The organism is Acinetobacter sp. PK01 (genome assembly GCF_022819285.1).
Lineage (GTDB): Bacteria > Pseudomonadota > Gammaproteobacteria > Pseudomonadales > Moraxellaceae > Acinetobacter > Acinetobacter tandoii.
In genome coordinates this window covers 1,582,452-1,608,178 of sequence record NZ_CP094643.1, presented here as the reverse complement: position 1 = coordinate 1,608,178, position 25,727 = coordinate 1,582,452, and the positions used below count along the sequence as shown (strand labels likewise).

General features: G+C 40.8%; 26 protein-coding genes and 1 pseudogene. 18 read left to right on the top strand and 9 right to left on the bottom strand.

What is annotated here, in order from left to right; all coding sequences use genetic code 11:
- The first annotated feature begins 37 nt into the window (after positions 1-37).
- The 12 genes from MP622_RS07745 to MP622_RS07690 all read left to right on the top strand — a co-directional run bounded on the left by MP622_RS07745 (position 38) and on the right by MP622_RS07690 (position 14,874).
- On the top strand, positions 38-1,393 hold the full coding sequence (locus MP622_RS07745; RefSeq protein ID WP_104442264.1) for an MFS transporter: 1,356 nt from the start codon (positions 38-40) through the stop codon (positions 1,391-1,393).
- Positions 1,394-1,407: 14 nt separating this feature from the next.
- The gene (gene pcaC / locus MP622_RS07740) at positions 1,408-1,842 is read left to right on the top strand and encodes a 4-carboxymuconolactone decarboxylase (RefSeq protein WP_044740783.1); all 435 of its coding nucleotides are present in this window, start codon (positions 1,408-1,410) and stop codon (positions 1,840-1,842) included.
- Between the two features lie 26 nt (positions 1,843-1,868).
- Positions 1,869-2,594 carry a protocatechuate 3,4-dioxygenase subunit beta gene (pcaH, locus tag MP622_RS07735; RefSeq protein WP_044740784.1) on the top strand — a complete coding sequence of 242 codons (726 nt, stop codon included), beginning with the start codon at positions 1,869-1,871 and terminating at the stop codon, positions 2,592-2,594.
- A 15-nt stretch (positions 2,595-2,609) separates the two neighbouring features.
- Positions 2,610-3,239 carry a protocatechuate 3,4-dioxygenase subunit alpha gene (gene pcaG, locus MP622_RS07730; RefSeq protein WP_044740785.1) on the top strand — a complete coding sequence of 210 codons (630 nt, stop codon included), beginning with the start codon at positions 2,610-2,612 and terminating at the stop codon, positions 3,237-3,239.
- Between the two features lie 146 nt (positions 3,240-3,385).
- Positions 3,386-4,246 carry a type I 3-dehydroquinate dehydratase gene (gene aroD / locus MP622_RS07725; RefSeq protein WP_044740786.1) on the top strand — a complete coding sequence of 287 codons (861 nt, stop codon included), beginning with the start codon at positions 3,386-3,388 and terminating at the stop codon, positions 4,244-4,246.
- 27 nt (positions 4,247-4,273) lie between these two features.
- Complete coding sequence (locus MP622_RS07720) at positions 4,274-5,734, top strand: right-handed parallel beta-helix repeat-containing protein (RefSeq protein WP_243793310.1); 1,461 nt, start codon at positions 4,274-4,276, stop codon at positions 5,732-5,734.
- A 60-nt stretch (positions 5,735-5,794) separates the two neighbouring features.
- A complete protein-coding gene (locus MP622_RS07715; RefSeq protein ID WP_243793309.1) occupies positions 5,795-7,111 on the top strand; it encodes a carbohydrate porin in 1,317 nt (438 codons plus the stop codon).
- Between the two features lie 178 nt (positions 7,112-7,289).
- On the top strand, positions 7,290-9,719 hold the full coding sequence (locus MP622_RS07710; RefSeq protein ID WP_243793308.1) for a glucose/quinate/shikimate family membrane-bound PQQ-dependent dehydrogenase: 2,430 nt from the start codon (positions 7,290-7,292) through the stop codon (positions 9,717-9,719).
- A gap of 134 nt (positions 9,720-9,853) precedes the next feature.
- A complete protein-coding gene (locus MP622_RS07705; RefSeq protein WP_347881060.1) occupies positions 9,854-11,920 on the top strand; it encodes a TonB-dependent receptor in 2,067 nt (688 codons plus the stop codon).
- Positions 11,921-12,062: 142 nt separating this feature from the next.
- The gene (locus MP622_RS07700; protein ID WP_243793305.1) at positions 12,063-13,100 is read left to right on the top strand and encodes a DUF1311 domain-containing protein; all 1,038 of its coding nucleotides are present in this window, start codon (positions 12,063-12,065) and stop codon (positions 13,098-13,100) included.
- Between the two features lie 89 nt (positions 13,101-13,189).
- The gene (locus MP622_RS07695; protein ID WP_243793302.1) at positions 13,190-13,963 is read left to right on the top strand and encodes a Rossmann-like and DUF2520 domain-containing protein; all 774 of its coding nucleotides are present in this window, start codon (positions 13,190-13,192) and stop codon (positions 13,961-13,963) included.
- A gap of 125 nt (positions 13,964-14,088) precedes the next feature.
- On the top strand, positions 14,089-14,874 hold the full coding sequence (locus tag MP622_RS07690; RefSeq protein WP_243793301.1) for a fatty acid desaturase: 786 nt from the start codon (positions 14,089-14,091) through the stop codon (positions 14,872-14,874).
- Positions 14,875-14,926: 52 nt separating this feature from the next.
- Here MP622_RS07690 and trmB read toward each other — a convergent pair whose 3' ends face one another.
- Together trmB and MP622_RS07680 are read right to left on the bottom strand one after the other, a co-directional pair.
- Positions 14,927-15,643 (bottom strand): tRNA (guanosine(46)-N7)-methyltransferase TrmB, encoded by a 717-nt coding sequence (trmB, locus tag MP622_RS07685; protein WP_016167613.1) that lies wholly within the window; start codon positions 15,641-15,643, stop codon positions 14,927-14,929.
- 225 nt (positions 15,644-15,868) lie between these two features.
- Positions 15,869-16,540 (bottom strand): annotated as a pseudogene (locus tag MP622_RS07680) (SulP family inorganic anion transporter).
- Positions 16,541-16,766: 226 nt separating this feature from the next.
- Between MP622_RS07680 and gstA the strand changes: the two are divergent.
- The gene (gstA, locus tag MP622_RS07675) at positions 16,767-17,378 is read left to right on the top strand and encodes a glutathione transferase GstA (RefSeq protein ID WP_016167615.1); all 612 of its coding nucleotides are present in this window, start codon (positions 16,767-16,769) and stop codon (positions 17,376-17,378) included.
- A gap of 46 nt (positions 17,379-17,424) precedes the next feature.
- Here gstA and MP622_RS07670 read toward each other — a convergent pair whose 3' ends face one another.
- The 6 genes from MP622_RS07670 to MP622_RS07645 all read right to left on the bottom strand — a co-directional run bounded on the left by MP622_RS07670 (position 17,425) and on the right by MP622_RS07645 (position 20,962).
- Entirely contained in the window at positions 17,425-18,114 is a 690-nt protein-coding gene (locus MP622_RS07670; protein ID WP_243793299.1) for a hypothetical protein, read from the bottom strand.
- A gap of 79 nt (positions 18,115-18,193) precedes the next feature.
- Entirely contained in the window at positions 18,194-18,979 is a 786-nt protein-coding gene (locus MP622_RS07665; protein ID WP_016167617.1) for a thiazole synthase, read from the bottom strand.
- 12 nt (positions 18,980-18,991) lie between these two features.
- Positions 18,992-19,189, bottom strand: a complete 198-nt coding sequence (gene thiS / locus MP622_RS07660; protein ID WP_016167618.1) for a sulfur carrier protein ThiS — start codon at positions 19,187-19,189, stop codon at positions 18,992-18,994.
- Between the two features lie 25 nt (positions 19,190-19,214).
- Positions 19,215-19,580, bottom strand: coding sequence for a DUF423 domain-containing protein (locus MP622_RS07655; RefSeq protein WP_044740796.1), 366 nt, complete (start codon positions 19,578-19,580; stop codon positions 19,215-19,217).
- Between the two features lie 137 nt (positions 19,581-19,717).
- Positions 19,718-20,587 (bottom strand): RNA polymerase sigma factor RpoH, encoded by an 870-nt coding sequence (gene rpoH / locus MP622_RS07650; RefSeq protein ID WP_016167620.1) that lies wholly within the window; start codon positions 20,585-20,587, stop codon positions 19,718-19,720.
- 141 nt (positions 20,588-20,728) lie between these two features.
- Positions 20,729-20,962, bottom strand: coding sequence for a sulfurtransferase TusA family protein (locus MP622_RS07645; protein WP_016167621.1), 234 nt, complete (start codon positions 20,960-20,962; stop codon positions 20,729-20,731).
- Between the two features lie 384 nt (positions 20,963-21,346).
- Between MP622_RS07645 and MP622_RS07640 the strand changes: the two genes are divergently transcribed.
- A complete protein-coding gene (locus MP622_RS07640; RefSeq protein ID WP_005177104.1) occupies positions 21,347-21,559 on the top strand; it encodes a cold-shock protein in 213 nt (70 codons plus the stop codon).
- A 98-nt stretch (positions 21,560-21,657) separates the two neighbouring features.
- On the top strand, positions 21,658-22,809 hold the full coding sequence (rhlB, locus tag MP622_RS07635) for an ATP-dependent RNA helicase RhlB (protein WP_044740797.1): 1,152 nt from the start codon (positions 21,658-21,660) through the stop codon (positions 22,807-22,809).
- A 79-nt stretch (positions 22,810-22,888) separates the two neighbouring features.
- On the opposite strand, the gene MP622_RS07630 is transcribed toward rhlB, so the two are convergent.
- Positions 22,889-23,266, bottom strand: coding sequence for a hypothetical protein (locus MP622_RS07630; protein WP_104442250.1), 378 nt, complete (start codon positions 23,264-23,266; stop codon positions 22,889-22,891).
- Positions 23,267-23,463: 197 nt separating this feature from the next.
- Between MP622_RS07630 and MP622_RS07625 the strand changes: the two genes are divergently transcribed.
- From MP622_RS07625 to MP622_RS07615, 3 genes are all read left to right on the top strand, one after another.
- Positions 23,464-24,039, top strand: a complete 576-nt coding sequence (locus MP622_RS07625) for a nitroreductase family protein (protein WP_243793298.1) — start codon at positions 23,464-23,466, stop codon at positions 24,037-24,039.
- A 29-nt stretch (positions 24,040-24,068) separates the two neighbouring features.
- The gene (locus MP622_RS07620) at positions 24,069-25,142 is read left to right on the top strand and encodes an NAD(P)H-dependent glycerol-3-phosphate dehydrogenase (RefSeq protein WP_016167625.1); all 1,074 of its coding nucleotides are present in this window, start codon (positions 24,069-24,071) and stop codon (positions 25,140-25,142) included.
- Between the two features lie 113 nt (positions 25,143-25,255).
- Positions 25,256-25,711 (top strand): phosphoglycerate mutase family protein, encoded by a 456-nt coding sequence (locus MP622_RS07615; protein WP_243793293.1) that lies wholly within the window; start codon positions 25,256-25,258, stop codon positions 25,709-25,711.
- Positions 25,712-25,727 lie beyond the last annotated feature (16 nt).

Sequence of the window (25,727 nt, the reverse complement as noted above, 5' to 3'; positions counted from 1 at the left end):
AGGATTTTAAAAGGACTTTCAGCCCAAGGAGGCAGGTATGGCGTCTCAGGAATACGCTACTCAAAAAACGAGTATAGACGCACAAGCACTGATTAATGATGCACCGATTAGCAAATATCAGTGGTTGATCGCAATTGTATGTTTTCTCATTGTTTTTGTTGACGGTATTGATACTGCGGCAATGGGTTTTATTGCTCCCGCTTTAGCACAAGACTGGGGGATAGACCGTTCGCAACTGGGTCCAGTCATGAGTGCAGCCTTAGGCGGCATGATTATTGGTGCTTTGGTGTCTGGTCCAACCGCTGACCGCTTTGGGCGAAAGATTGTTTTAAGCGTTTCGATGCTGATTTTCGGTGGTTTTACATTGGCATCGGCATATGCAACAGACTTAAACACTTTAGTGATACTGCGCTTTTTAACGGGTATTGGTTTGGGCGCGGCAATGCCGAATGCAACCACGCTATTTTCTGAATATTGCCCGCAGCGCTCCCGCTCGTTACTCGTGACCTGTATGTTCTGTGGTTATAACTTGGGTATGGCAACAGGTGGTTTCATCAGCAGTTGGTTAATTCCAACCTTTGGTTGGCACAGCTTGTTTTTACTGGGCGGTTGGTCACCACTGATTTTGATGCTTTTGGTGATTTTCTTCCTGCCAGAATCCTATCGTTTCTTGATTGTGAAAGGTCGTGATAATGCCAAAGTTCATCAAATTTTGACGCGTATTGCACCGACGCAAGTACAAGGTGTCACTGAGTTTCATGTGCCAGAGGAAAAAGCGGAAGGTGCAGAGAAGAAAGGCGTGTTTGGCATGCTGTTCTCTCAAAAATATGTCAAAGGTACAGTTTTATTGTGGCTGACCTATTTCATGGGTTTGGTGATGATTTACCTGCTCACCAGTTGGTTACCAACCTTAATGCGTGAAACAGGGGCTTCTTTAGAGCGTGCAGCATTCATCGGTGGTTTGTTCCAATTTGGTGGTGTTCTCAGTGCTTTATTTATTGGCTGGGCAATGGACCGTTTCAACCCGAACCGCATTATTGCAGGTTTCTATTTTGTCGCTGGAATCTTTGCCTTCGCTGTGGGGCAGAGCTTAGCAAACCCGACATTACTTGCCATTTTAGTGCTTTGCGCAGGTGTTGCAATTAATGGTGCACAGTCGGCTATGCCAGCACTCAGCGCTCGTTTTTACCCGACGCAATGCCGTGCAACAGGTGTGGCTTGGATGTCTGGAATTGGTCGTTTCGGTGCGGTATTTGGTGCTTGGATTGGTGCGGTATTACTCGGCAATGACTGGTCGTTTACTGCAATTTTGAGCTTACTCATGATTCCTGCAACGGCAGCGGCTGTCGCAATTTTTGTTAAATCACTTGTTGCACATACTGACGCAACTTAATTGAGGATTCTCCCATGAATGATGAACAACGCTATGAACAAGGGATCAAAGTCCGAACTGAAGTGCTAGGTGAAAAGCATGTGAATCGTTCGATCGAGAACCTGAATGATTTCAACGCAGATTTTCAAAACTTTATCAGCCGTTTTGCATGGGGTGAAGTGTGGTCTAGACCAGGTTTGCCCCGCCACACCCGCAGTTTAGTGACGATTGCAATTTTATTGTCTCTAGGGCGTGAAGACGAATTACGTATGCATTTACGTGCTTGTTTTAACAATGGTGTGACTAAGGATGAGTTAAAAGAATTGATTCTGCACTGCTCACTCTATGCAGGTCTACCAGCAGCCAATGCAGCCATGCATATGGCAGAAGAGGTATTTGCAGATTTGGGCATTGCACCAAAAAAACTCAGTGAACTGCAATCTGATTCAGAACAAACCAATCAAGAGTAATGGAACAAGATTAAGAGGGACGTCACATGTCGCAACTTATTTTAGGTGCATACGCACAACGCAATACCGATGATCATCCGCCAGCATACGCACCTGGCTACAAAACCAGTGTATTACGCTCGCCTAAAAATGCATTGATCTCAATTGCAGAAACTTTAACTGAAGTGACCGCACCGCATTTCAGTGCAGACCAGTTTGGTCCTAAAGATAATGATTTGATCTTGAACTATGCCAAAGAAGGTTTGCCGATTGGCGAGCGCATTATTGTGCATGGTTATGTCCATGATCAGTTTGGTCGCCCAGTCAAAAATGCTTTGCTCGAAGTGTGGCAAGCCAATGCTTCAGGGCGCTACCGTCATCCAAATGACCAATTTATTGGTGCAATGGACCCGAACTTTGGCGGCTGTGGTCGCATGATGACTGATGCCAATGGTTATTTTGTATTCCGTACCATTAAACCGGGTCCGTATCCTTGGCGTAACCGTATTAATGAATGGCGTCCTGCACATATCCATTTCTCTTTGATTGCTGATGGTTGGGCACAACGTCTTATTTCGCAGTTCTACTTTGAAGGCGATACGCTCATTGATTCGTGTCCAATTATTAAAACCATTCCTTCGGAAGAACAACGTCGTGCATTGATTGCCTTGGAAGACAAGAGCAACTTTATTGAAGCAGACAGCCGTTGTTACCGCTTTGACATCACTTTACGTGGTCGTCGTGCGACTTATTTCGAAAATGATTTGACTTAATTCAGGGAGAACAACATGAACAATTGGAACTTTCAAGAATTGCATGAAACTCCATCTCAAACAGGTGGACCATATGTACACATTGGTTTGTTACCAAAACAAGCCAACATTGAAGTCTTTGAAAATAACTTTAACAACCAACTGGTTAAAGAAAACACTTTAGGTGAACGCATTCGCTTGGAAGGTCAAGTGTTTGACGGTTTAGGTTTGCCATTACGTGATGTTTTGATCGAGATTTGGCAAGCTGATGCCAATGGCGTATACCCAAGTGCAGCCGATATTCAAGGTAAAGCGGTCGATCCAAACTTCCTTGGTTGGGGGCGTACAGGGGCTGACTTCGAAACAGGTTTCTGGAGTTTTAATACCATTAAGCCGGGTGCTGTTCCGGGCCGTAAAGGCACAACTCAAGCTCCGCATATTGCACTGATCATTTTTGCGCGTGGCATTAACATTGGTTTAAACACGCGTGTTTACTTTGATGATGAAGCGGAAGCAAATGCACAAGATCCTGTGCTCAAAAGCATTGAATGGGCACCACGTCGTCAGACTTTAATTGCCAAACGCGAAGAGCGTGATGGTGAAGTGGTTTATCGTTTCGATATTCGCATTCAAGGCGAAGACGAGACAGTCTTTCTAGATATCTAAGCTCATGAAAAGCGCAAGAAAGCTTGCGCTTATGAAACAGATAAAAGTTTATACGTGGTGATTGCATGTCCCATTGCATGAATCCCACGTATGTTTGCGGCTGATGACTAAAGTCAGGCAATAGTTTGAAAATACAAGGAACTGTAATGATTACCATCAAAAAATTAGCGATGCAACTCTGCTTAAGCAGTGCAGTTATCGCAGCAATGCCAGCGACATTTGCAGCTGAAACAGCTCAATCTCATGCTCAACACTATATGGTCAAAAACGTCAATCTTGGTGATTTGCCTGTTAAAACCATTGTACCCATTACTGCAAAAACGGCTGAACAAGCACTTGCACAAGCCAAAGTAATTGCGAGTAATCCAGATGCAGATTTGGCTGAGTTCCGTATTGATTTACTCGAATTTTCTGCGGACACGAAAAAAGTTATCGCATTGGGTCAACAGTTAAATCAAATTCTAAAAGATAAACCCTTAATTGCCACCATTCGTACCCATAACGAAGGCGGAAAAATGACGGTGTCTGACCAAGACTATGAAAAGATTTATCGTGAATATTTGAAAAAGCCATTCATGCAATTGCTCGATATCGAGATGTTCCGTGATGCAGAAAGTGTCGCAAAATTAACCAAATTGGCGCATGATAAACATGTGTTAGTGATCATGTCGAATCACGATTTTAATAAAACGCCAGAACAACAAGAAATTGAAAACCGTTTGTTCAAACAAGACCAGATGGGTGCAGATATTTTGAAAATTGCGGTGATGCCGAAATCTAAACAAGATGTCTTTACCCTCATGAACGCAACGTTGGCAGTCAGCCAAAAAAGTCAAAAACCCCTGCTGACTATGTCGATGGGGCAGTTAGGCACGATCTCACGAGTGGCAACTGCCAACATGGGGGGGAGCCTAAGTTTCGGCATGATTGGTGAGGCTTCAGCACCAGGTCAAATTGATGTGACCCAACTTAAGCAGTTCCTTAAAACTGTGCAGCCTACACCTTAAGACTTCAAGATATAAAAGGATTTGAACATGAAATTATCAACTTTACGTTTCACTACACTGGTTTTAAGTTTGGCAGCTTCTGGTTTGGCCAGTGCAGAAACTTATATTGTTGACCGCTATCAGGATGATAGTGCAAAAGGTTCATTACGTTGGGCAATTGAACAATCTAATGCCAATGCTACACAAGAAAATGAAATTCAGATTCAAGCTGTAGGTAAAGCTCCTTATGTCATTAAGCTGAATCAAGCTTTACCGCCTATTAAATCTTCTGTGAAAATTATTGGTACGCAGTGGGACAAAACAGGTGAGTTTATTGCCATTGATGGTTCAAACTATATTAAAGGTGAGGGTGCGAAAGCTTGCCCAGGCGCTAACCCTGAACAGTATGGTACCAACGTTCGTACCATGACTTTACCGGGTCTGGTGCTGCAAGATGTGAATGGTGTGACCTTAAAAGGGCTTGATATTCACCGTTTTTGTATTGGTGTTTTGATTAATCGTTCGAGCAATAACCTGATTCAACATAACCGTATTAGTAATAACTACGGTGGCTCAGGTGTGATGCTGACAGGTGATGATGGTAAGGGCAATCCAACCTCAACTACCACCAATAATAACAAAGTTTTGAACAACTTATTTGTAGATAATGGTGATGGTTTAGAGCTAACGCGTGGTGCGGCATTTAATCTTGTTGCTAATAATTTGTTTACTTCAACCAAAGCCAACCCCGAGCCATCTCAGGGCATCGAGATTCTTTGGGGCAATGATAATGCCGTGGTCGGTAACAAATTTGAAAACTACTCCGATGGTTTGCAAATTAACTGGGGCAAACGTAACTATGTTGCCTATAACGAACTGACAAACAACTCGATTGGTTTTAACTTAACGGGTGATGGCAACATCTTTGATAGTAATAAAGTTCATGGTAACCGTTTAGGAATAGCCATTCGTTCAGAAAAAGATGCCAATGCCCGCACAACATTGACCAAAAACTTAATTTGGGACAATGGTAAAGATATTAAGCGCTGTGAAGCAGGTGGTTCATGTGTACCGAATCAACGTTTGGGTGCGATTGTGTTTGCTGTACCTGCGCTAGAACATGCAGGTTTTGTGGGTTCTCGTGGTGGTGGTGTGGTGATTGAAGATGCGAAACTTCAAAAAACTTGTACCCAGCCAAACGAGCAAGGCTGTAATGCCATGCCAAACCAAAATATCCAAGCGCCACGTTTAAGCTATAGCAAAGGGCAAATTACCGCTGTAGTTCAAGGGCAACCAAATCAGCGTTATCACATTGAATTCTTTGCCAATCGCCAAGCGAATGCTCAAGAAGCTGAACAGTATTTAGGAATGCAATTTTTAACAACCAATGCACAAGGTCAAGGTCAAGCAACATGGAAAGTAGCGAGTGGTGTGGCGAATGTCACCGCGAATGTCACAGATCACTTGGGCGCTACTTCTGAACTGAGTCCAGCCGTTCGTATTAAATAATAAAAACCGCATGGAAAGCTCACCTGAGTTGAGCTTTCCTCACAGAAAAGGATGTTTGGTATGCAACAACTATTAAAACTAGGCACATTATCTTTGGCGCTTTTAACTTGCCAATTGGCTTCAGCCAATGAGTTTTATTCGGCAGACCGTCAATGGTTATTGGGTGATTGGAACGGTGAACGGAAGCAACTGGAAGATCAAGGTTACAAATTTACCGCTGCTATTATGAGTCAGGCGGCAACCAATTTGGCTGGCGGTTATAACGATGACAATACTCTGGAAAATGCGGGACAACTGACTTTAGGCGCTAATTTCGATTTAAGCAAAATTGCAGGTTGGGAAAATACTACAGCTGGCTTAATGATTACCAAACGTGATGGTAACTCATTAACGCTTGAACGCATTAAAGACCCGCGTGCCAGCACTTTAGGCAATACGCAAGAAATTTATGGGCGTGGAAAAATCTGGCGCTTAACTCAAGCATGGATCAAAACAGGATTTAATGATAACCGTGTTCAATTCAAGATTGGACGTATGGGCATGTCGGATGACTTTAACAGCTCGCAATGTGAATTCCAGAACTTGCTGCTTTGTGGTGGTCAGTTAGGCAAATCAATTGGTTCAATCTGGTACAACTGGCCTGTAGGACTCTGGGGTACCAATATTAAATACCAGTTTGCACCTGCATGGTCACTTGGTTTGGGCGTATATGAAGTCAATCCAGACAATGTGAAAACACAATCGAATAGTGATGGTTTTAACCTTGATATGGACAATGTAGAGGGTGCAACCATTCCTGTAGAGTTGGCTTGGAAACCAAAGTTAGCCTCGTTTAATGGCTTGCCTGGGGAATATAAAGTGGGTGCACTGTATTCCACCGCCGAAGCAAAAGATATTCGTAGTGGCGAAATGCAAGATAGTAAATACAGTTTTTGGTTGAATGCACAACAGCAACTCACACAGCATGGGGCAGATCCGAAGCGTGGTTTATACATTAGCTTTAATGGTGTAGTGAACGATAAGGCCACAACATTTGTAGAAAGTACACAACAACTCGCGCTTTGGTACAAAGGGCCTTTTGACAGTCGCCCGAATGATTCCATCGGTTTTGGTTTAGCCAATTATGTCGTGAATGATCGTGCGACGGACAAGCAAATCGCCACCAATGAAGGTCGTGGTTATTACAGTTATGATGCTGTTGCGAGTGACTATGTCCCGATTCAACGTGACGAGTTGAATGTCGAACTGAACTATACCTACCAATGGTCCCCAGCGGTCATGCTCAGACCAAACTTGCAATACATCTACCAACCGACAGGGGTAAAAGAAGTAGAGGACGCATGGGTGGCAGGTTTAACCATGAAAGTTAATTTTTAACAGTACTTAGACTGAAAATTGTTTAAAATATAAGCATTAGTGCTGTTTAGTTTAAACACTTTGGTCAAGGCTTTCGCATTGTAGATGCGAAAGTACAAGAATTTATTCGTGATGATAAATGATACTCAAAGGAGAGAGGGAGTGGTCATTTAAACTCACGGCACTTGGAGTAAGATGTATGTCTGAAGCTCAATCTAAGCCAGGAGCCATATTTAAAATATGGTGCTTTATCCTAGGCTTGGCCTTATTGTTAACAGGCCTATTTTATTTAATTGGTGGCGGAAAGCTCATCAGTTTAGGTGGCTCTTGGTACTTCTTCATTGCAGGCTTAGTGACGATCGTTTCAGCGATTTTCATTTTTCGAAAACAAGCCCTTGGGGTCGGATTATTCAGCTTAGTCTTTATTGGCACTGTCATTTGGGCATTGATTGATACAGGCTTGGAATTCTGGCCACTACATTCACGCTTAATGTTCCCAGCAGGCTTATTTGCTGCTGTGCTATTCACATTGCCATCTATTCGTAAATACCAGCAACAAACAGCAATGTCAGCACCAGCTTATGTGGTTGGTGGATTGACTGTTTTGGGTATGTTGGGTGGTTTGTACGGTATGTTCATTCCACACCCAACCGTTCAAGCATCAGGTGAGGAATTGCCACTTGTACCCGTCGAACCAAGTAAGCAGCAAGTCAATTGGGATCATTATGGTAGTGATGCAGGCGGTAGCCGTTTCGCTGCACTCGACCAAATTAACCGAAATAACGTATCTAAACTTAAGGAAGCTTGGCGCTTCCAAACGGGCGATATGACTACAGGTTCGGGTAATGGTGCAGAAGATCAAATGACACCATTACAGGTCGGCAATAAGGTCTTTTTGTGTACCCCGCATAACAACATGATTGCTTTAGATGCGGACACAGGTAAACAAATCTGGAAAGCCGAAGTCAACTCTAAAGCCGATGCTTGGGAGCGTTGTCGTGGCGTTGCTTATTTTGATTCGACGCAAGCATTGGTACAGCCAACCTTGGCAGGAGCAACAGCCGTAACCGCAGTCGCGACCAATACAGCTTGCCCACGTCGAGTATATACCAATACCCCTGATGGTCGTTTAATTGCAGTCAATGCTGATACAGGTGAGCGTTGTAAAGACTTTGGTGTTGATGGTACGGTAAATTTACTTGAAGGCTTAGGTGATGGTACTAAAGCGCCACGTTTTGAAGTGACTTCGGCACCGACCATTGCAGGTACATCGATTGTCATTGGCAGCCGTATTGCCGATAACGTCGGTGCAGACATGCCGGGTGGTGTAATTCGTGCATACGATGTCATTACAGGCCAGTTGCGTTGGGCGTTCGATCCGCGTAATCCAGATCCGAACTATGTGTTAAAACCAGGTGAAACTTATAAACGTAGTTCGGCCAACTCATGGGCGGCTATGTCTTATGACCCGCAAATGAATACCGTGTTCTTACCAATGGGAAGTTCATCAGTTGACCTTTGGGGTGCAAACCGTCAACCATTAGATCATAAATACAATACCTCGGTATTGGCACTTGATGCGACCACAGGTAAAGAAAAGTGGGTCTATCAAACAGTTCATAATGATTTATGGGACTTTGACTTGCCAATGCAACCAAGTTTGGTGGATTTCCCACTGAAAGATGGTTCGACTAAACCTGCTGTAGTCATTGGTACCAAGTCTGGTCAGTTCTTTGTACTTGACCGTGTCACAGGTAAACCATTGACCAAAGTCATTGAACAACCTGTTAAAGCTGCAGATATTCCAAATGAACAATACAGTTTGACCCAACCGCGTTCTATTGAAATGCCACAAATTGGTAATCAAACGCTGACTGAATCAGATATGTGGGGTGCTACACCATTTGATCAATTGATGTGTCGTATTAATTTTAAATCGATGCGTTATGAAGGTCTATTTACAGCACCAGGTACTGATGTTTCATTAAGCTTTCCAGGTTCACTGGGTGGCATGAACTGGGGTTCTATTGCTTTCGATCCAACGCATCGATATATGTTTGTGAACGACATGCGTTTAGGGCTTTGGATTCAGTTGATCAAACAAACTCCTGAAGACTTGGCGATTCAAGCCAATGGCGGTGAGAAAGTGAATACGGGTATGGGTGCAGTACCAATGAAAGGCACACCATACAAAGTGAACAAAAACCGTTTCTGGTCAGCGTTAAGTATTCCTTGTCAAAAACCACCATTTGGTACTATGACTGCAATTGATATGAAAACTCGTCAAATTGCATGGCAGGTTCCTTTGGGTACAGTCGAAGATACAGGTCCAATGGGCATCAAAATGGGCTTAAAAGCACCGATTGGTATGCCAACCATTGGCGGTCCAATGGCAACACAGGGTGGTTTAGTGTTCTTTGCAGCAACACAAGATTACTACTTACGTGCCTTCAATTCATCTAATGGTGAAGAATTGTGGAAAGCACGTTTACCTGTGGGGAGTCAGGGTACGCCAATCAGCTACATTTCACCAAAAACAGGTAAGCAATATGTGGTCATTTCAGCAGGCGGTGCGCGTCAGTCGCCCGATCATGGTGATTATGTGATTGCTTATAGTTTAGAAGACTAAAACGTATTATTGTTGGGAGAGTCCTTCCTTGAGGAGGGGTTTTCCACATTCCTACCAAGATGATAATAAAAGGATGTCTTGTGAAATTATATAGTCGCAATCCACTTCCCTTTAAATATGCTTTATTAGCCACAGTGATTCTAAAATCGATGGCACTGTATGCTCAAGATACAGCAGCATATCAACTCCCAGTCATTACCGTGCAAGCCGTACGTACTGAAAATGAATTGTTACAGACCCCAGCTTCTATACAGAAAGTAGAAGTTGCGCAATCGCAATCCAACACTCATGTGAATGTGTCTGAACTATTGCAAGGTGTTGCGGGTTTACAAATGAATAACCGTGAAAATTACGCGCAAGATTTGCAAATTTCCATGCGTGGCTTTGGAGCGCGTTCTACTTTTGGTGTGCGGGGCATACGGCTCTATGTTGATGGCATTCCTGCTACCATGCCTGACGGTCAGGGGCAAAGCTCTAATATTGATTTAGATAGCTTGGACAATATTGAAGTTTTGACAGGTCCATTTTCTGCCATTTATGGTAACTCATCGGGTGGAACCATTCTAACCGAAACCAAAGAAGGACAAGGGAAAGACTCGATTCAAGTGGGGTTAAATGCAGGCAGCCACCATAAACAACAAGCCAATATTCAATTACAAGGAGGTTCAGACCAAGCCAATCAACCCGCTTATGTGATTAGTTCTTCCTATTTTGATACCGATGGTTTTCGCGATCATAGCGCTGCGCGCAAAGTGTTGAATAATGCCAAGCTCACTTGGAATTTGGAGGATGGTAGTAAGATTAATTGGCTCATAAACCGTACAAAAATTGAGGCAGATGATCCTCAAGGCTTAAACCGTGCGCAATGGCAAGCCAATCCGAAGCAAGTGAATGATGCTAAAAATATTTATGATGTACGTAAAGAAATTGAACAAACCCAAACAGGGTTGACATGGAACAAACCACTGAATGATCAGCAAGAGTTGTATGGCATGGTCTATTTTGGCAATAGGCAGGTTGTGCAATATCAGTCGATCCCGAGTAGTGCCCAAAAAAATCCTCGTCATGCAGGTGGAGTGATCGATTTTGATCGAGATTATTATGGTGCAGACTTCCGTTGGATGGGGAAAGAGCTCTTGCCGAATACTACATTTATTGCAGGTTTGGCATTTGATCAGATGCGCGAAGATCGTCAGGGGTATGAAAACTTTGATGCGACAGGGCGTTATGGTGTGAAAGGTAATTTACGTCGTGATGAAATCAATACCTTATGGAATCTCGATCCTTACATCCAAGCCTCATGGCAGTTTTTACCACAGTGGCACTTAGATGCAGGTTTACGTTATAGCAACGTCAATTATGAGTCCGAAGATCATTACATCACCACAGGCAATGGTGACGACAGTGGTTCAACAGATTATCAGAAGTTACTTCCAACTGTCGCTTTAGGTTGGGAAATTTTACCCGAGCTTTATGCCTATACCAGTTATGGTAAAGGCTTCGAAACACCAACCTTTACCGAAATGGCTTATCCTACAGTAGGGACTTCAGGCATTAATTTTAATTTAAAACCTGCGACGAGTGATACCGCAGAACTTGGATTAAAATCGCAGAATAGCTTAGGACTGTTTACTTTTGCTGTATTTCATACTGAAACTAAAAATGACATTGTTCCTGACGATGCCAATGGTGGGCGTAGCACATTTCGCAATGCAGACAAAACCTTACGTGAAGGCTTAGAGTTATCGTGGCAAAAACAGCTCTGGCAGGCACTTAATGTTCGAACCAGTTATAGTTATCTAGATGCGACTTTTGATGCTGATATTCCAGCAACTGCAACCAAGCCGCTGATACGGAAAGGAACATACATTCCCGGAATTGCCAAGAATCAAGCTTTTGTAGGCTTGGCATGGCAACCTGAGCAGGGCTTTCAGGCAGGCTTGGATGCACGTTATATGGACAAGATTTATGTCGATGATATCAATTCCGATACTGCACCAAGTTATACGGTCGTTGCGGCAAATTTTGGCTATTTGTGGGTCAATAAAGACTGGAAAATCAATACTTATGCACGCGTCGATAATTTGTTTGATCGAAATTATGTGGGTTCTGTGATCGTTAATGATAGTAATAGTCGCTTCTTTGAACCTGCGGATGGTCGAAACTTTAGCGTTGGTGTGAGTGTGAACAAGACTTTCTAGAAAGCTCACAGTAAAACTAAAAAAGGGACGAAATAGTCCCTTTTTTACGATTTAAAATCTTTCATGATTTAATTACTCGTTTTTTTAGCCCAAATTTGCTTAAATACGCCTCGAAAAATAACAAACAGACATTGGGCTTTATATGAATAAACTTGCCAATTCTTTGGTTTTTGCAACATTGTGTAGCAGCATGTTTTTAACGGGTTGTGATTTCTTTAAGGGAAAGAAAGACAGCGCCGAAGCAGAACAAGCCACACCCGCAGTGAATGAATGGGACTGTAGCAATGAGGCGAAGTTAAAAGAGATTAAGAATGCTTTACAGCAAGACTATTTGAAAAAGTTAGATAAAGCCTTACGTAACTCGAGTTACTATCAGTCGGATAAAAACCTGACCGATACCATCACGCAGAATATTAAATTTGAAGTCAAAAGTATTACAACAGTAACGGAACAACCTGAGACGGCCAAACAACTGGAATGTCATAGCGAGTTGGTCGTGAAAATGCCGAAAGGTTTACAGAAACGTGCTGAAAATGCTTTTGAGGCAGAATATTGCGAAGAGTGTGAACGAGAAGCAGAGACGCTTAAAGACTATATTGAAAGTGAAGTATATGGTTTAACGATGCAAAATGATCAACTCAAAGGATCATTTAATTATCAACTGATTAAAACGGATAAAGAAGGTATTCAACTCCAGCTACCAAAAGAAAATAAAGTGTTAGATGGACTCGTTTATATCACCGAAAAAGCAGTACAACTTGCTGCTTATGAAGAAGAGAATAAAGGTATTGCAGATAGCCAAGAAGCTAACGCTCAAGAAGAGGCAGCGCAACAAGAACTCGCTCAGAAATCTATGGATATCCGTCAGAAAGAACTCAATGCTGATCAGGCAAAAGTGGTAGATCGTTTGAATCAAACATGGGATCGTTTTAGTAGTGAGCAAAAAGCACAATTACAACAGGACCAGTCGGATTGGTTTGAAAAGCGTGATGTAGACTGTAAAGTGCTTGCGCAAACGAGCATTCATAATATTGCTGAAAAAGATCGTGAAACTTACCAACAGCATTACAACTACTGGGATGGGCAAATGAGAGCACAAAATCAGGACATGCAATACACCAAATGCTTTAATCAGAAAACGTCGGAGCGTATTGTTTATTTAAACAATGTCTTTAATTAATTAGAAAGTTGCTTGAAATGAAAAGGACGAATTGATTCGTCCTTTTTTTCTTGGCATGCTTAGCGCAGAAATAGAGAGTAAGCCTAGACATGCGAATTAGTTTTATTGGTGCTGGACGTGTTGCCCACCATTTGGCATCTGCTTTAAAGCAACACCATCAAATTGTACAAATATATAGTCGAACTTGGGAAAATTCACAACATTTGGCAGAGCAGGTGGCAGCACAAGCATGTCCCTCATTAACCGACTTATCTTCAGAAATTGATTTGCTCATTCTTGCTATCAGCGATCAATCTATTGCCGCTATCATCGCTGAAGTTGCGCCATTGTTGCCAGAGGTTCTGATCGTACATACTTCAGGTAGTACTGATCTGCAAATCCTACAGCAACAGCACCCATGTTCGGGCGTGTTTTATCCTTTACAGACCTTCAGTTTAGAGCGAGAGGTAGATTGGAAACAAACCCCATTATTTATTGAAGCTGCAAATGAAAACCATCAAAAACAGCTATTGGGTTTGGCTCAACAGTTGAGCAAGCGTGTCTATGCTTATAGTTCACAGCAACGTTTAAGTTTGCATTTGGCTGCAGTATTTGCCTGTAATTTTGCCAATTACTGTTACGATATGAGCAAGCAAATTGTCGATCAGACGCAAGTTGATTTTAGTTTGTTATATCCGCTGATCTTGGAAACAGCAGCGAAAGCCACCCAAAATGATCCTAAAATGATGCAAACTGGACCTGCGGTACGCGGTGATGTGAATATTTTACAGATGCATCAATCAATATTAGTGGATTTAAAACGACCTGATTTGGCTGAGGTTTATACCTCAATGAGTCAGCAAATTATGCAGCGACATAGTTAATTGAAGGATGAATAATTCGTGTACCTGTAATAAAAACAAGTAAAGCCGCTGAAAAAGTGGCTTTTTTTATGCATTAGGATTAGGTAGAGTGCTTCTGAAAATAAATACAAACAATTAGAGGGTGTATGCGTTCACATTTATTATTAGAACAGGTGCAGTGGAAAGATCTTGTGCAGTTAGGCCGTACTGATGTCATCAGTGAGTTACTCATTTCTTTACCGTGGTTACTGGTCTCATTCATTTTCGCTGGTTTTCAGTGGTATCTTTTGGCACTGTTTTGCTCGTTTATGTTTTTCTTAACAGGGCTTAGACAAGTGCATAACGCCTTTCATTTTGCTTTAGGCATTAGCCGACCCGCGACACATTGGGTCATGTTTGTCTTAAGCATTATTATGCTAGGTTCAATGCATGCGGTACAAATTAATCATCTTCGACACCATCAGCACTGTATGCAAGAAGAGGATATTGAAGCAAAAAGTGCAACCATGAAGTGGTGGCAGGCTTTGTTATTTGGCCCTATTTTTCCGTGGATGTTGCATAAAAAAGCATTCGAGGTTGGAAGTAAGACGCAGAAAAAGTGGATGTCTGCCGAGCTTGTTGCCAATCTGATCGTGCTATTTTTGGTTTTTATCGTCTTGGATATTAGTGTTTTAAAATACCATGTCAGTGCAATGCTGATTGGGCAATGCATGACGGCTTTTTTTGCGGTATGGACGGTGCATCATGATACAGAAGATCATATTTATATGGCACGTACAGTACGTAATGAATTCAAAAGGGTCGTAACCTACAATATGTTTTATCATGTGGAGCATCATTTGTTTCCAGCAGTGCCGACACGACGTTTACATATTTTGGCAAAACGCTTAGATGCACATGATCCGACAGTTGAAATTCGGCATGTGTTTTAATCATTTCAGAATAAAAATAGGGCACTAAGCCCTATTTTTTTAAACACAAAACTTATTTAATTTTCTTAAATAAGAAGTCGTTAATCTTATGACCTTCTTCCAGTCCTCGACGTTCAAACTTAGTCTGTGGACGCCAGTCAGGACGTGGGTAGCTGTTGCCTTTACCTGCCATATTCTCAAGATTTGGACGGTTGTCGAGCACATCAAGCATCCATTCTGCATACGGTTCCCAGTCTGTTGCTGCGTGGAATGTTCCACCCATTTCTAACTTTTGTTCAACCAGCGGCATACGGTCATGTGACACGAAACGACGTTTGAAATGACGTTTTTTCTGCCATGGGTCTGGGAAGTAAAGTTGCACAGCGTTAATGCTGTTGTCTGGCATTTCACGCAACACTTGAATTGCATCAGCATCTAAAAGACGGAGGTTGGTTAAACCCGCCATGCCAGCCTCATATACACATTGAGCAATACCTGGAACATGGACTTCAATCCCGACAAAGTTTCGTTCAGGATTGGCTTTTGCCATAAGCACCAGTGAACGTCCCATACCAAAACCAATTTCAACAGTTAATGGGCGTTCAGGGTGTTCAAAATGTTGACGTAAATCACCAACTGGATATTCCAAAATTAAGTGACCATATTGTTCAAGCGCAGTACGTTGAGAAGTATTCAGCGGAGAAGAGCGACGCATAAAAGTCACAATTTCACGATGCTCATTCAAGTTGTCTAGCTCGACGACTTGCGGTTCTAATAGATCGGTTGACATAACTTTGGCAAATGTAAAAATTCGAAAGCGGTATTTTAAATCCTGAGACTAGCAAGTCAAATTATTTACCGTTATTTCGGCAATTAAATTGTTTTTGAGTTTTTCAAATCTCTTTTTTCCGACTTTTATCGAATTATAAAGTTCATTTATTGAATGAAATCTATAGGTGATTTGAAGGGCGAATAAAAAGAGCTGAATAAACAGATCTTTAGTGAGATAGAAACATCAAAGCGGATTATAGCGGTCAATCAGGGTACTACTGGCTTCATTTAAACCCACCACTTCAATATCGATACCTTGATCTCGAAACTTTTGTACGACGGTATTCAGCATATTGACGGAAGTAATGTCCCAGATATGGGTATGGCCCAGATCCAGAATCACATGTTTGGCAGAAGTTGATACATCAAAAAACTGATAAAATTTTTCAGTACTACTAAAGAAAATTTGTCCTGAAACAGGATATTGCAAAGTTTGAGAGTTAATCAATTTAAATGTAACTTTCACTTCACTTTCCAATTTATTTACAAGAAAGAGTGCAGAAAGGCAGACGCCAACAAAGACTCCCAAAGCCCAATTATGCGTTGCTAAAACAATGAGCACTACACTCAGCATAATAACGTTGCTTTGTTTTGGATGCTTGTGAAACTGTTTGACCGAGGTAATCATCAGCAACGCCATTGCACCTGTTGCCGCAGAAATCATGGCGGGGCGTCCACCAAAAAAAGCAATGCTCACGGCTATACAGAACGAAGCATATAAACCAACCTGAGGATCAATACCTGCAATAACAGAAAAGGCGATAGATTCAGGAATCAAGGCTTAACCAACGACAATCCCTGCAAGTACATCAGTACGAATATTGGATAACCATTCTGATTTTTTAAGGTTAATCATTATGGCATTTCATAAAATTTAAAGGATGTGTATGTTAAAACATCTAGCAATAAAAAAGCACACAGGATTAACTTGAAAAAATTTAAAAATTGAACAATATTCAAAAGGTAATTGTTTTTATATGTTTTATAGAATGGTTACGTTTTTGCAATTTACAGGTCTGATCGCTTGAAAGTTTGTCAGAAGCAATTTAAAAAAGTGAAAAGTTAGATAACAAGGATTATATATGAAGCTTTATTATTCCCCAGGCGCATGTTCACTGGCATCTCATATTATTCTAAATGAAATTAATGTCGATTTTGATCTGGTTCGCGTAGACCTAAAAACCCATAAAACTGAAAAAGGTGAAGATTATTATGCAATTAACCCTAAAGGTTATGTTCCTGCCTTAGAAATTAATCCTGGGTTAATTCTGACTGAAAATGTGGCAATTTTACCTTTCCTTGCTCAGCATGATCCTAAGCAGGATTTAATTCCACCATCAGGTTTAGGTCGTGCCAAAGTGCTGGAATGGTTGGGCTACCTCAACTCTGAGTTGCATGATGCCTATGCTGTATTCTTTGGTGGACCTTTATCAGAAGAGGCTAAAACCAAAGCCTATGCAGAAATTGATCGCTTATTGACCTATATTGATAATGCTATTGCTGAATCTGATCATGATTACTTGGTCGATGATAATTTTGGGCCAGCAGATGCATATTTATTTGTGCTAACAAATTGGTCAAATTCGATTGAGCACGATTTAACACCTTATAAGAACATTATTGGTATACGCCATAAGGTTGCAGAGCGTCAGTCTGTACAAATGGCGATGCGTGATGAAGGCTTAATTCCATAATTGCCTAAAAGTTTGGTTTAAAAAATGCCTCGTGAAGAGGCGTTTTTTATTGATATTCGGCATATTCACTAAAATCTATGTCTTGTAATTGAATCTGATATTTATTTTTAAGTGTACTCCACTGAACTTTCACAGGTTGTGAAGTGTCTGCAAATTCATTTTTACCTGTGGTAGTTTTCACTTTGCCAGTAGAAAAATTAATGCTCTTTTCGGTGATGTCACCTGAGGCACGATGGAAATCATTACTGTCAAAACCAATTAAATTGAAATTATTATTTTGATAACGGAAGGTATAGCTATTATTGGTAACATACCAAGAACCGCAGCTTAACCAATAATGTAGGCTTATTTTTAATAAGCCTTTAGTTATGGTAATACCGCCATCTTCTAGTGGGTCTGCAAGGCAAGGGGATTCGGCATCGTTCTCACTAGGCAATAGCTCATTTTTACTTATTAATTGGTAACCTGAAGCGGTCTTAAATAAAACAAGCAGTGTTCTGGGGTTGGTATTGAGTACAGAACTGCCTAAACCAGCATTGGCGATCACATTTTCTGGATTGTTTTCTTCAATAACCAAGACGGTGTCATTCTGACCATCACGGTTCAAATCCCCAGTGGTTGTTTTCAAAATTTTCCAACCTTGTGGCACAAACTTTGAATAAGCAGAAGTTTCTGAAGCTGCGAATGCTGAGGAACTTAAGGCTGCGAGTGTAAGAGCAAGTATATTTTTTAGCATGATGTTCTGAACTTTTATTATAAAAAGATTATAGAAAGTATAAAAAATGGATTCCGAAGAATCCATTTTAAGTGCAGTATTATTTAAAGAAATAACCCGTTTCAGGGGAACTGGCATTTGCCATACGTTTACGTGGCATACGTCCTGCAAGGAATGCTTCACGTCCTGCTTCAACTGCCTTTTTCATAGCTGATGCCATTAAAATTGGATTTTGAGCAGCAGCAATCGCAGTATTCATCAGTACGCCGTCACAGCCTAATTCCATTGCAATCGCAGCATCACTGGCTGTACCTACACCAGCATCTACCAACACTGGAACTTTGGCATTTTCTTTAATAATTGAAATGGTATGTGGGTTTAAAATACCTAAACCAGAACCAATCAAACTGCCTAAAGGCATAATTGCAACGCAACCCATGCTTTCTAATTCTTGCGCGACAATAGGATCATCCGAAGTGTATACCATAATCTCGAAACCATCATCAATCAGTGTGCGTGCTGCTTTTAAGGTTTCGGTAATGTTAGGATACAAGGTCTTTTCATCCCCTAAAACTTCCAGTTTTACCAGATTGTGACCATCTAACAGTTCACGAGCTAACATACAGGTACGGATTGCGCTATTTGCATCAAAACAACCAGCCGTATTTGGCAAAATGGTATATTTTTCTGGTGGAATCACAGAAAGTAAATTAGGTTGATCAGGGTGTTGCCCAATATTCACACGACGAATAGCCACCGTGACAATTTCGGCACCACTGGCTTGAATGGCTAAATCAGTTTCATTTAAATCTTTATATTTACCTGTACCCACCAAAAGGCGTGAGTTAAAGGTTCTTGAACCAACAATAAGAGGGGTGTCTTCCATGGGAGCTCCGAATTAGCCGCCACCAACGGCATGAATAATTTCAATGCGATCTTGATCACAAATTGGGGTTTGTTCGAGTTTGGATTTAGAAATAATCATTTCATTTTGTTCAACTGCAAAGCGTTTGCCTTCGAGTTCTAATTCCTGAACCAGTTGTAAAAGATTGCAGCACGTGGTGTCTTTTGCTTCACCATTCAGAAAAATTTGCATGTTTCATTCCCGAAAATTTGCGACTTTATTTGGCGTATTTGAAAGCATTCCAAGCCAGAATCAGCCATCCAGCAATCATGAGGGCACCACCAATAGGGGTAATGGCACCTAAGCCGCGAGGTAATCCCAAAGCCATGACATACAATGAGCCGCAAAAGAAGAAAATTCCAATTTGAATAAGAGTAAAACTCATTTTAATTGGAAGTTGGGGAACGACTTTTGCCAAAATGGCGAGCGCCAATAAGCCCAAGGCATGATAGAAAAAATAATCTGTTGCAGTGTGCCACCAAGTCAATTGGGCCTCAGTTGCACGCGCTTTTAAACCATGTGCACCAAAAGCGCCTAACATGACAGCAATTGCTAAATTAAGTGCAGAGATTGCAATCCACATAAGTCGTGATGACCTGAACAAATTTGCCCATAACCTTAGCATATTCTTTCTAAGGTAAAAAAGCGAAATGTGACATTGTCAAAGTGTTAATGTTAAAAAGGCACAATTTGAAATTGTGCCTTTTAAAAACGGAAAACTTAATTGGATGACATAGCGACTTTAATTTTTTCCATCGCATTTTTTTCTAATTGACGAATACGTTCAGCAGAGACGTTATATTCAGCAGCCAATTCGTGCAAGGTAGACTTGTCATCATCTAACCAACGACGTTGTAAGATATTGCGTGAACGATCATCCAGCTGCTCCATGGCTTCATGTAAAGCAGAGGTGCTTTGTTCTTCGTAATCTTCACTTTCAACCAACCGAGCAGGATCGTAACGATTATCTTCTAGATACAAAGCAGGCGCGACATGGGTTGAACCTTCATCGTCATCATCGCCCTGTGCTTCAAATGCAGCATCATAAGCAGTTAAACGACCTTCCATCTCAAGAACTTGCTCTGGAGTCACGTTTAAATCGTTGGCAATCGATTGCGCTTCTTCAAGCGTCAATTTTTTGCTTGATTTTTTTAGACTGCGTAAATTAAAGAACAATTTACGTTGGGCTTTAGTCGTTGCAATTTTGACAATACGCCAGTTACGAATGACGTATTCATGGATTTCAGCCTTAATCCAATGCACCGCAAAGGAGACCAAACGTACGCCCATATTTGGGTCAAAACGTTTTACGGCTTTCATTAAGCCTAAGTTACCTTCTTGAATAAGATCACCTTGAGGCAATCCATAACCTGCATAACTACGTGCAATATGTACGACAAAACGTAAATGTGACATTACCAACATTTTGGCTGCATCAAGGTCTTGGTCGTAGTAGTAACGTTCAGCCAACTCTTTTTCTTGTTCGGCTGTTAAAATCGGAATCTGATTGACAGTACTAATATATGCCCCAAGGTTTACACCTGGTGCAGATAATGACAGGGGCATCAATTGATTGCTGCTGTCACTCATAGGTACTCCTTAATAAAATTGGACATTGATGTTCCACTACCTTTCATCTTAATGCCAATACGCTCACACATTAAGGAAATTTGGGTAGTGTTATGTAATTTTTTATGCCAAATTGAAACCATTTAGTTTAATTGAAAATAATTAAGATTCAATTAAGTAATGGTATTCATGCTCTGAAATTTTTTGCACTACACAGGTCATCTGATGCATTTGGCAATACCTTGTTACATCAATTTGGCTATGTGGGTCGGAGGATTTTAGTAAGACTCGACCATGCGGCGAATTTTTTAAAGAACGCTTCAACATGAGTAATGGCATTGGACAAGGTTTACCCATTGCATCAATAATGAGGTCACATTCGCTTTGATTCGACATATGAAGTGAGAAATATCAGGATACATCGCCAAATATTAGCAAATTTAATGCCAAACCCCAACTTAAATCACAGTAAAACTATATTTATGTTTATATTGGTCATAAATAAGTATCGAAAAAAAAATACTAAATTTGATATGGAATAAGTAAAAAAAATTCTATTAATTGTCATAAACCCATGTTAAGCTCGATGCCGTATTGAGGATTTAACACAACTATAAATTGTTTTAAACCCATACTCTACAAATGGATGTAACCGGGATTTTGTTAATAGTTATACAGAATGATTACAAGCTTAGAAATAATAAATGTTTTTAAACCTTGTTTGCTCTGCTGTTTGCAACACCGGGTGGTCCTTCTTTTAAATACAATGAGGATTAACTTATGACAGCTCGTGAACAAGGCGTAGTTAAATGGTTCAACGACACTAAAGGTTTTGGTTTTATTCAACGCAATGGCGGTGACGATGTATTCGTTCACTTCCGTGCTATTCAAGGCGAAGGCCACCGTTCACTTCGTGACGGCCAACGTGTTGAATTCAGCGTTGTGAAAGGCCAAAAAGGCTTCCAAGCTGAAGAAGTTCAACCTTTAGATTAATACGCTAAAGATTCTTCGAAACGCCTCAATGTATATTGGGGCGTTTTTTGTTTATAATGACCCTGTTTTTCAATATTCATTAATTTGAGCACGTATTTATGTCATCTGGTTTTGAAACCCTAAATTTACACCCGCAACTTAAACAAGCGATTGATGCTTTAGGGTTTAAGGAAATGACGCCAATCCAGCAAAAGGTGCTTAAATTTACTTTGGCTGGGCATGATGCGATTGGTCGCGCACAAACTGGAACAGGAAAAACGGCTGCGTTTTTAGTCAGTGTCATCAATGATTTGCTTAATAATCCAATTAAGGAACAGCGTTTCCGTGGTGAACCACGTGCATTAATTTTGGCACCTACACGCGAATTGGCTTTACAAATTGAAAGTGATGCGAAACATTTAACTAAGTTTACTGACCTACATTTAGTGACTTTGCTGGGTGGTGTGGATTTTGATAAACAAAAAGCACAACTCGACAAAAAACCTGTTGATATTATTGTGGCTACACCAGGACGATTGATTGATTTTGTAGAGCAAAAAGAAGTCTGGTTAGATCAAATAGAATTTTTGGTGATTGATGAGGCAGACCGTTTATTGGATATGGGCTTCATTCCTTCCGTTAAACGAATTGTGCGTTATTCACCACGTAAAGAACAGCGTCAAACCCTCATGTTCTCTGCAACATTTAGTTATGATGTTCTCAACTTGGCTCAACAATGGTTATTTGAGCCAGTGACGGTAGAAATCGAACCTGAAAAGAAAACTAATGCAGATGTTGAACAACGTGTGTATATGGTTGCAAAGTCTGATAAATATAAATTGCTACAAGACATTTTACATGACGAGCCGATTGAAAAAGTCATGATTTTTGCCAACCGTCGTGATCAAGTTCGTAAGTTATACGACACCTTAAAGCGCGATGGTTATAAAGTAGTGATGTTGTCGGGCGAAATTGCTCAAGATAAACGTCTGAAAATGTTAGACCAATTTAAGAATGGTCAGCATAACATTATGATTGCAACAGACGTTGCAGGGCGTGGTATCCATGTAGATGGTGTGTCACACGTGGTTAATTTTACTTTACCAGAACAGTCTGATGATTACGTGCATCGTATTGGACGTACAGGACGTGCAGGTACACGTGGGGTAAGTATCAGCTTCCTTTCCGAAGATGATGCATTCCATTTACCTGAAATTGAAAAAGCAATTGGTCAAAAGTTACCTTTAACCCGTTTAGAAGGGTATTGTTAATTCCATGTTAAATTAAAAAAAAGGGTTGGCATTAAAGCTAACCCTTTTTTATTGTATTTAGATGGTGAATTGGACAGTGTTATTTTGCTTTGCAATAAAAAGTCAAAACAGTCTGATAATCTGTATCTTTGGCAATACTTGTATTGGTACCTGCAATACTGCCGATGACATCCGCAGCGGATTGAATCATTTGGCCAGTTTTTTCATCAAAAACACCTTTTAAGGCACCATTGTATTCAGTCTTTTCACTAACGACGATAGGCGTTGAGTTTTTACAAGTCTTGTTTGCAGCTTCAATGGCATTGTTTTTAGCGACAATATTAGTTTTACCTAGTCCTGTAACTTCAAATTGATTATTTTCTTTTTGAATTACAGTCGAAGAGGTGGGTGTGGATGCACATGCTGTTAATAAGATAGTGAATAATGCAGTTGTGCCTAAAGTTAAAATTTTATTCATATTTTTCCCATTCATCATAAGAAACCTCTGAGGCAATGGTTTCATGATCATGCTGTGGATGCTGTATAAAAAATGCAGTTTTATTTTATTGCAATGTGAAAAGGGTTTTTGAAGTGACAATTTATTCAGTTGGCTAGAGTAATATGAAAATATTGTGATACTCTTGCTGAAGTATTTATGTATAGATCTTTGAATCAATGACGGATTTAACAGCTGACCTTATTCATCAAAATATTCATCAACGTCAGTCAATTGGACATCTTGTTGAACCAGCACCTAATGCAGCGCAATTGGAGTTGGCATTTCAGGCAGCATTAACAGCACCTGACCATCATCGTTTAAAGCCTACAAGATTTGTGGTGATAGAGTCAGAGCAACGTGAAGCATTTGGGCAATTATTGTCTCAAGCATTAGCAGATTTGGGCGAGCAAGATCAAATTCAACTTGATCGAGTTAAGAATCATCCATTTCGCGCACCTTTGCTGGTACTCGCGCTGACCAAGTTTCAAGAACATATAAAAGTTCCTAATTTTGAGCAAACTTTAAGTACAGGTGCAGCAATTCAAAACTTTTTACTATCTTTACAAGCGCAAGGTTTTTCGACTATGTGGCGAAGTGGTGCGGTTGTTGAATCAAAATTATTAAAACAGGCCTTGGGCTTAACGGAGCATGATCTTATTTCAGGGATTATTTATGTCGGTACAGCAGTAAAGGCAATTCCTGCCCGGGCTGAAATAAATACTGCCGACTATGTAAGTACTTGGAATAAATAAGTTAGATCCATTTTGGGATATAAAAATAAATGTCTGAATTAAACTTTAGTGATTTGGTAGAACCTGTAAATATTGACCGCAAAACTGCTTTACGTGTCACGGTATTGGGTGGGGGTAGTTTCGGAACAGCAATGGCCAATACGGCTGTGCGGAATGGTTGCGATACCATGATCTGGATTCGTGATGAAGCGATTGCTGAAGAAATTAACCGTACTCACGTAAATCAACGTTATTTACCAGATTTTCAATTAGAACAAAATTTGGTTGCTGTTTCAGATTTAGAAAAAGCGGTACGTGATCGCGATATTATTTTGGTTGCCATTCCAAGTCATTCGTTCCGAGATGTGCTTAAGCAGATTCGTCCATTTATTAGCTCACAAGCTGTGGTGTCTTTAACTAAAGGGATTGAAGCGAAAACATTTTGCTTTATGAGCGATATTATTCAGCAAGAATTACCAGAAATTCCTTTTGGCGTGCTTTCAGGTCCAAATTTGGCAAAAGAGATTGTTGCTGGACAGCCTGCAGGTACCGTTATTGCGAGTGACTCTGAATTAGTGCGTTATGCTGTACAACAAGCCTTACATAGCGCCTTATTTCGTGTATTTGCCAGTGATGATGTGCATGGAGTAGAGTTGGGTGGTGCACTTAAGAATATTTATGCAGTCGCAATGGGGATGGCGGCTGCTTATAATGTAGGTGAAAATACCAAAAGTATGATTTTAACTCGCGCTTTGGCTGAAATGAGTCGCTTTGCAGTGAAGTTAGGTGCGAATCCATTAACTTTCTTGGGGTTGTCTGGGGTCGGTGATTTATTTGCAACTTGTAATAGCCCACTGAGTCGTAACTATCAGATTGGTTATGCTTTAGGAAAGGGAAAAAGCTTGGAGCAAGCTACCAAGGAATTAGGACAAACCGCAGAAGGGATTAATACGGTTGTTCAAGTTCGTGCACGAGCGCAAGAGTTGGATGTCTATATGCCAATTACCTGTGCATTGTATGATGTTATTTTTGAAGGTGCTCCGCCCTTATCTATTGCAGTTTCATTAATGAAAAATGGTCACCGTAGTGATGTAGAATTCGTACTGCCTCACCATGAAGTTTGATGAATTGAATGCGTTAGAATTGTCATAAATCTTGTATATACTTGAAAATTAGACGCCTGCAGAATTTTAATTTGATCATGCTGCTGAGTGTTCTGAAATAATAAGGAAATTTTATGTTACTTACATTGGTTCGTCATGGCGAAGCCGCACCAGCAATTGACGGTAATGATATGAAAAGACCACTTACTGCACGTGGTCATTTACAGGCACAAGAAACAGCAGATTATTTAAAAGATGTTGTGCAGCCTGATATTTTTATTGTGAGTCCATTATTAAGGGCGCAAGAAACTTTGGCGCATATTCAAACACATTTTAAAGGTGTGCCAGTATTGCTTTGTAATGCAATCAAACCAGATGATGATGCGCGTGTAGCTGTAGAATGGTTGTCGCATTTGCCTTATGAGTCAATTGTTGTGGTTTGCCATATGAATGTTGTGGCACATATAGAAGAATTGTTGACAGCCGAGCCTTTTCATCCTTTTTCGTTGGCGGAAGCCCGCTGTTATGATCAAAGTGTGATTGCAGTAGGTTTATCAACGGTTCAAAAGCGCTTTATTCCTCAAGCTTAAATTATTCTAAACGGCA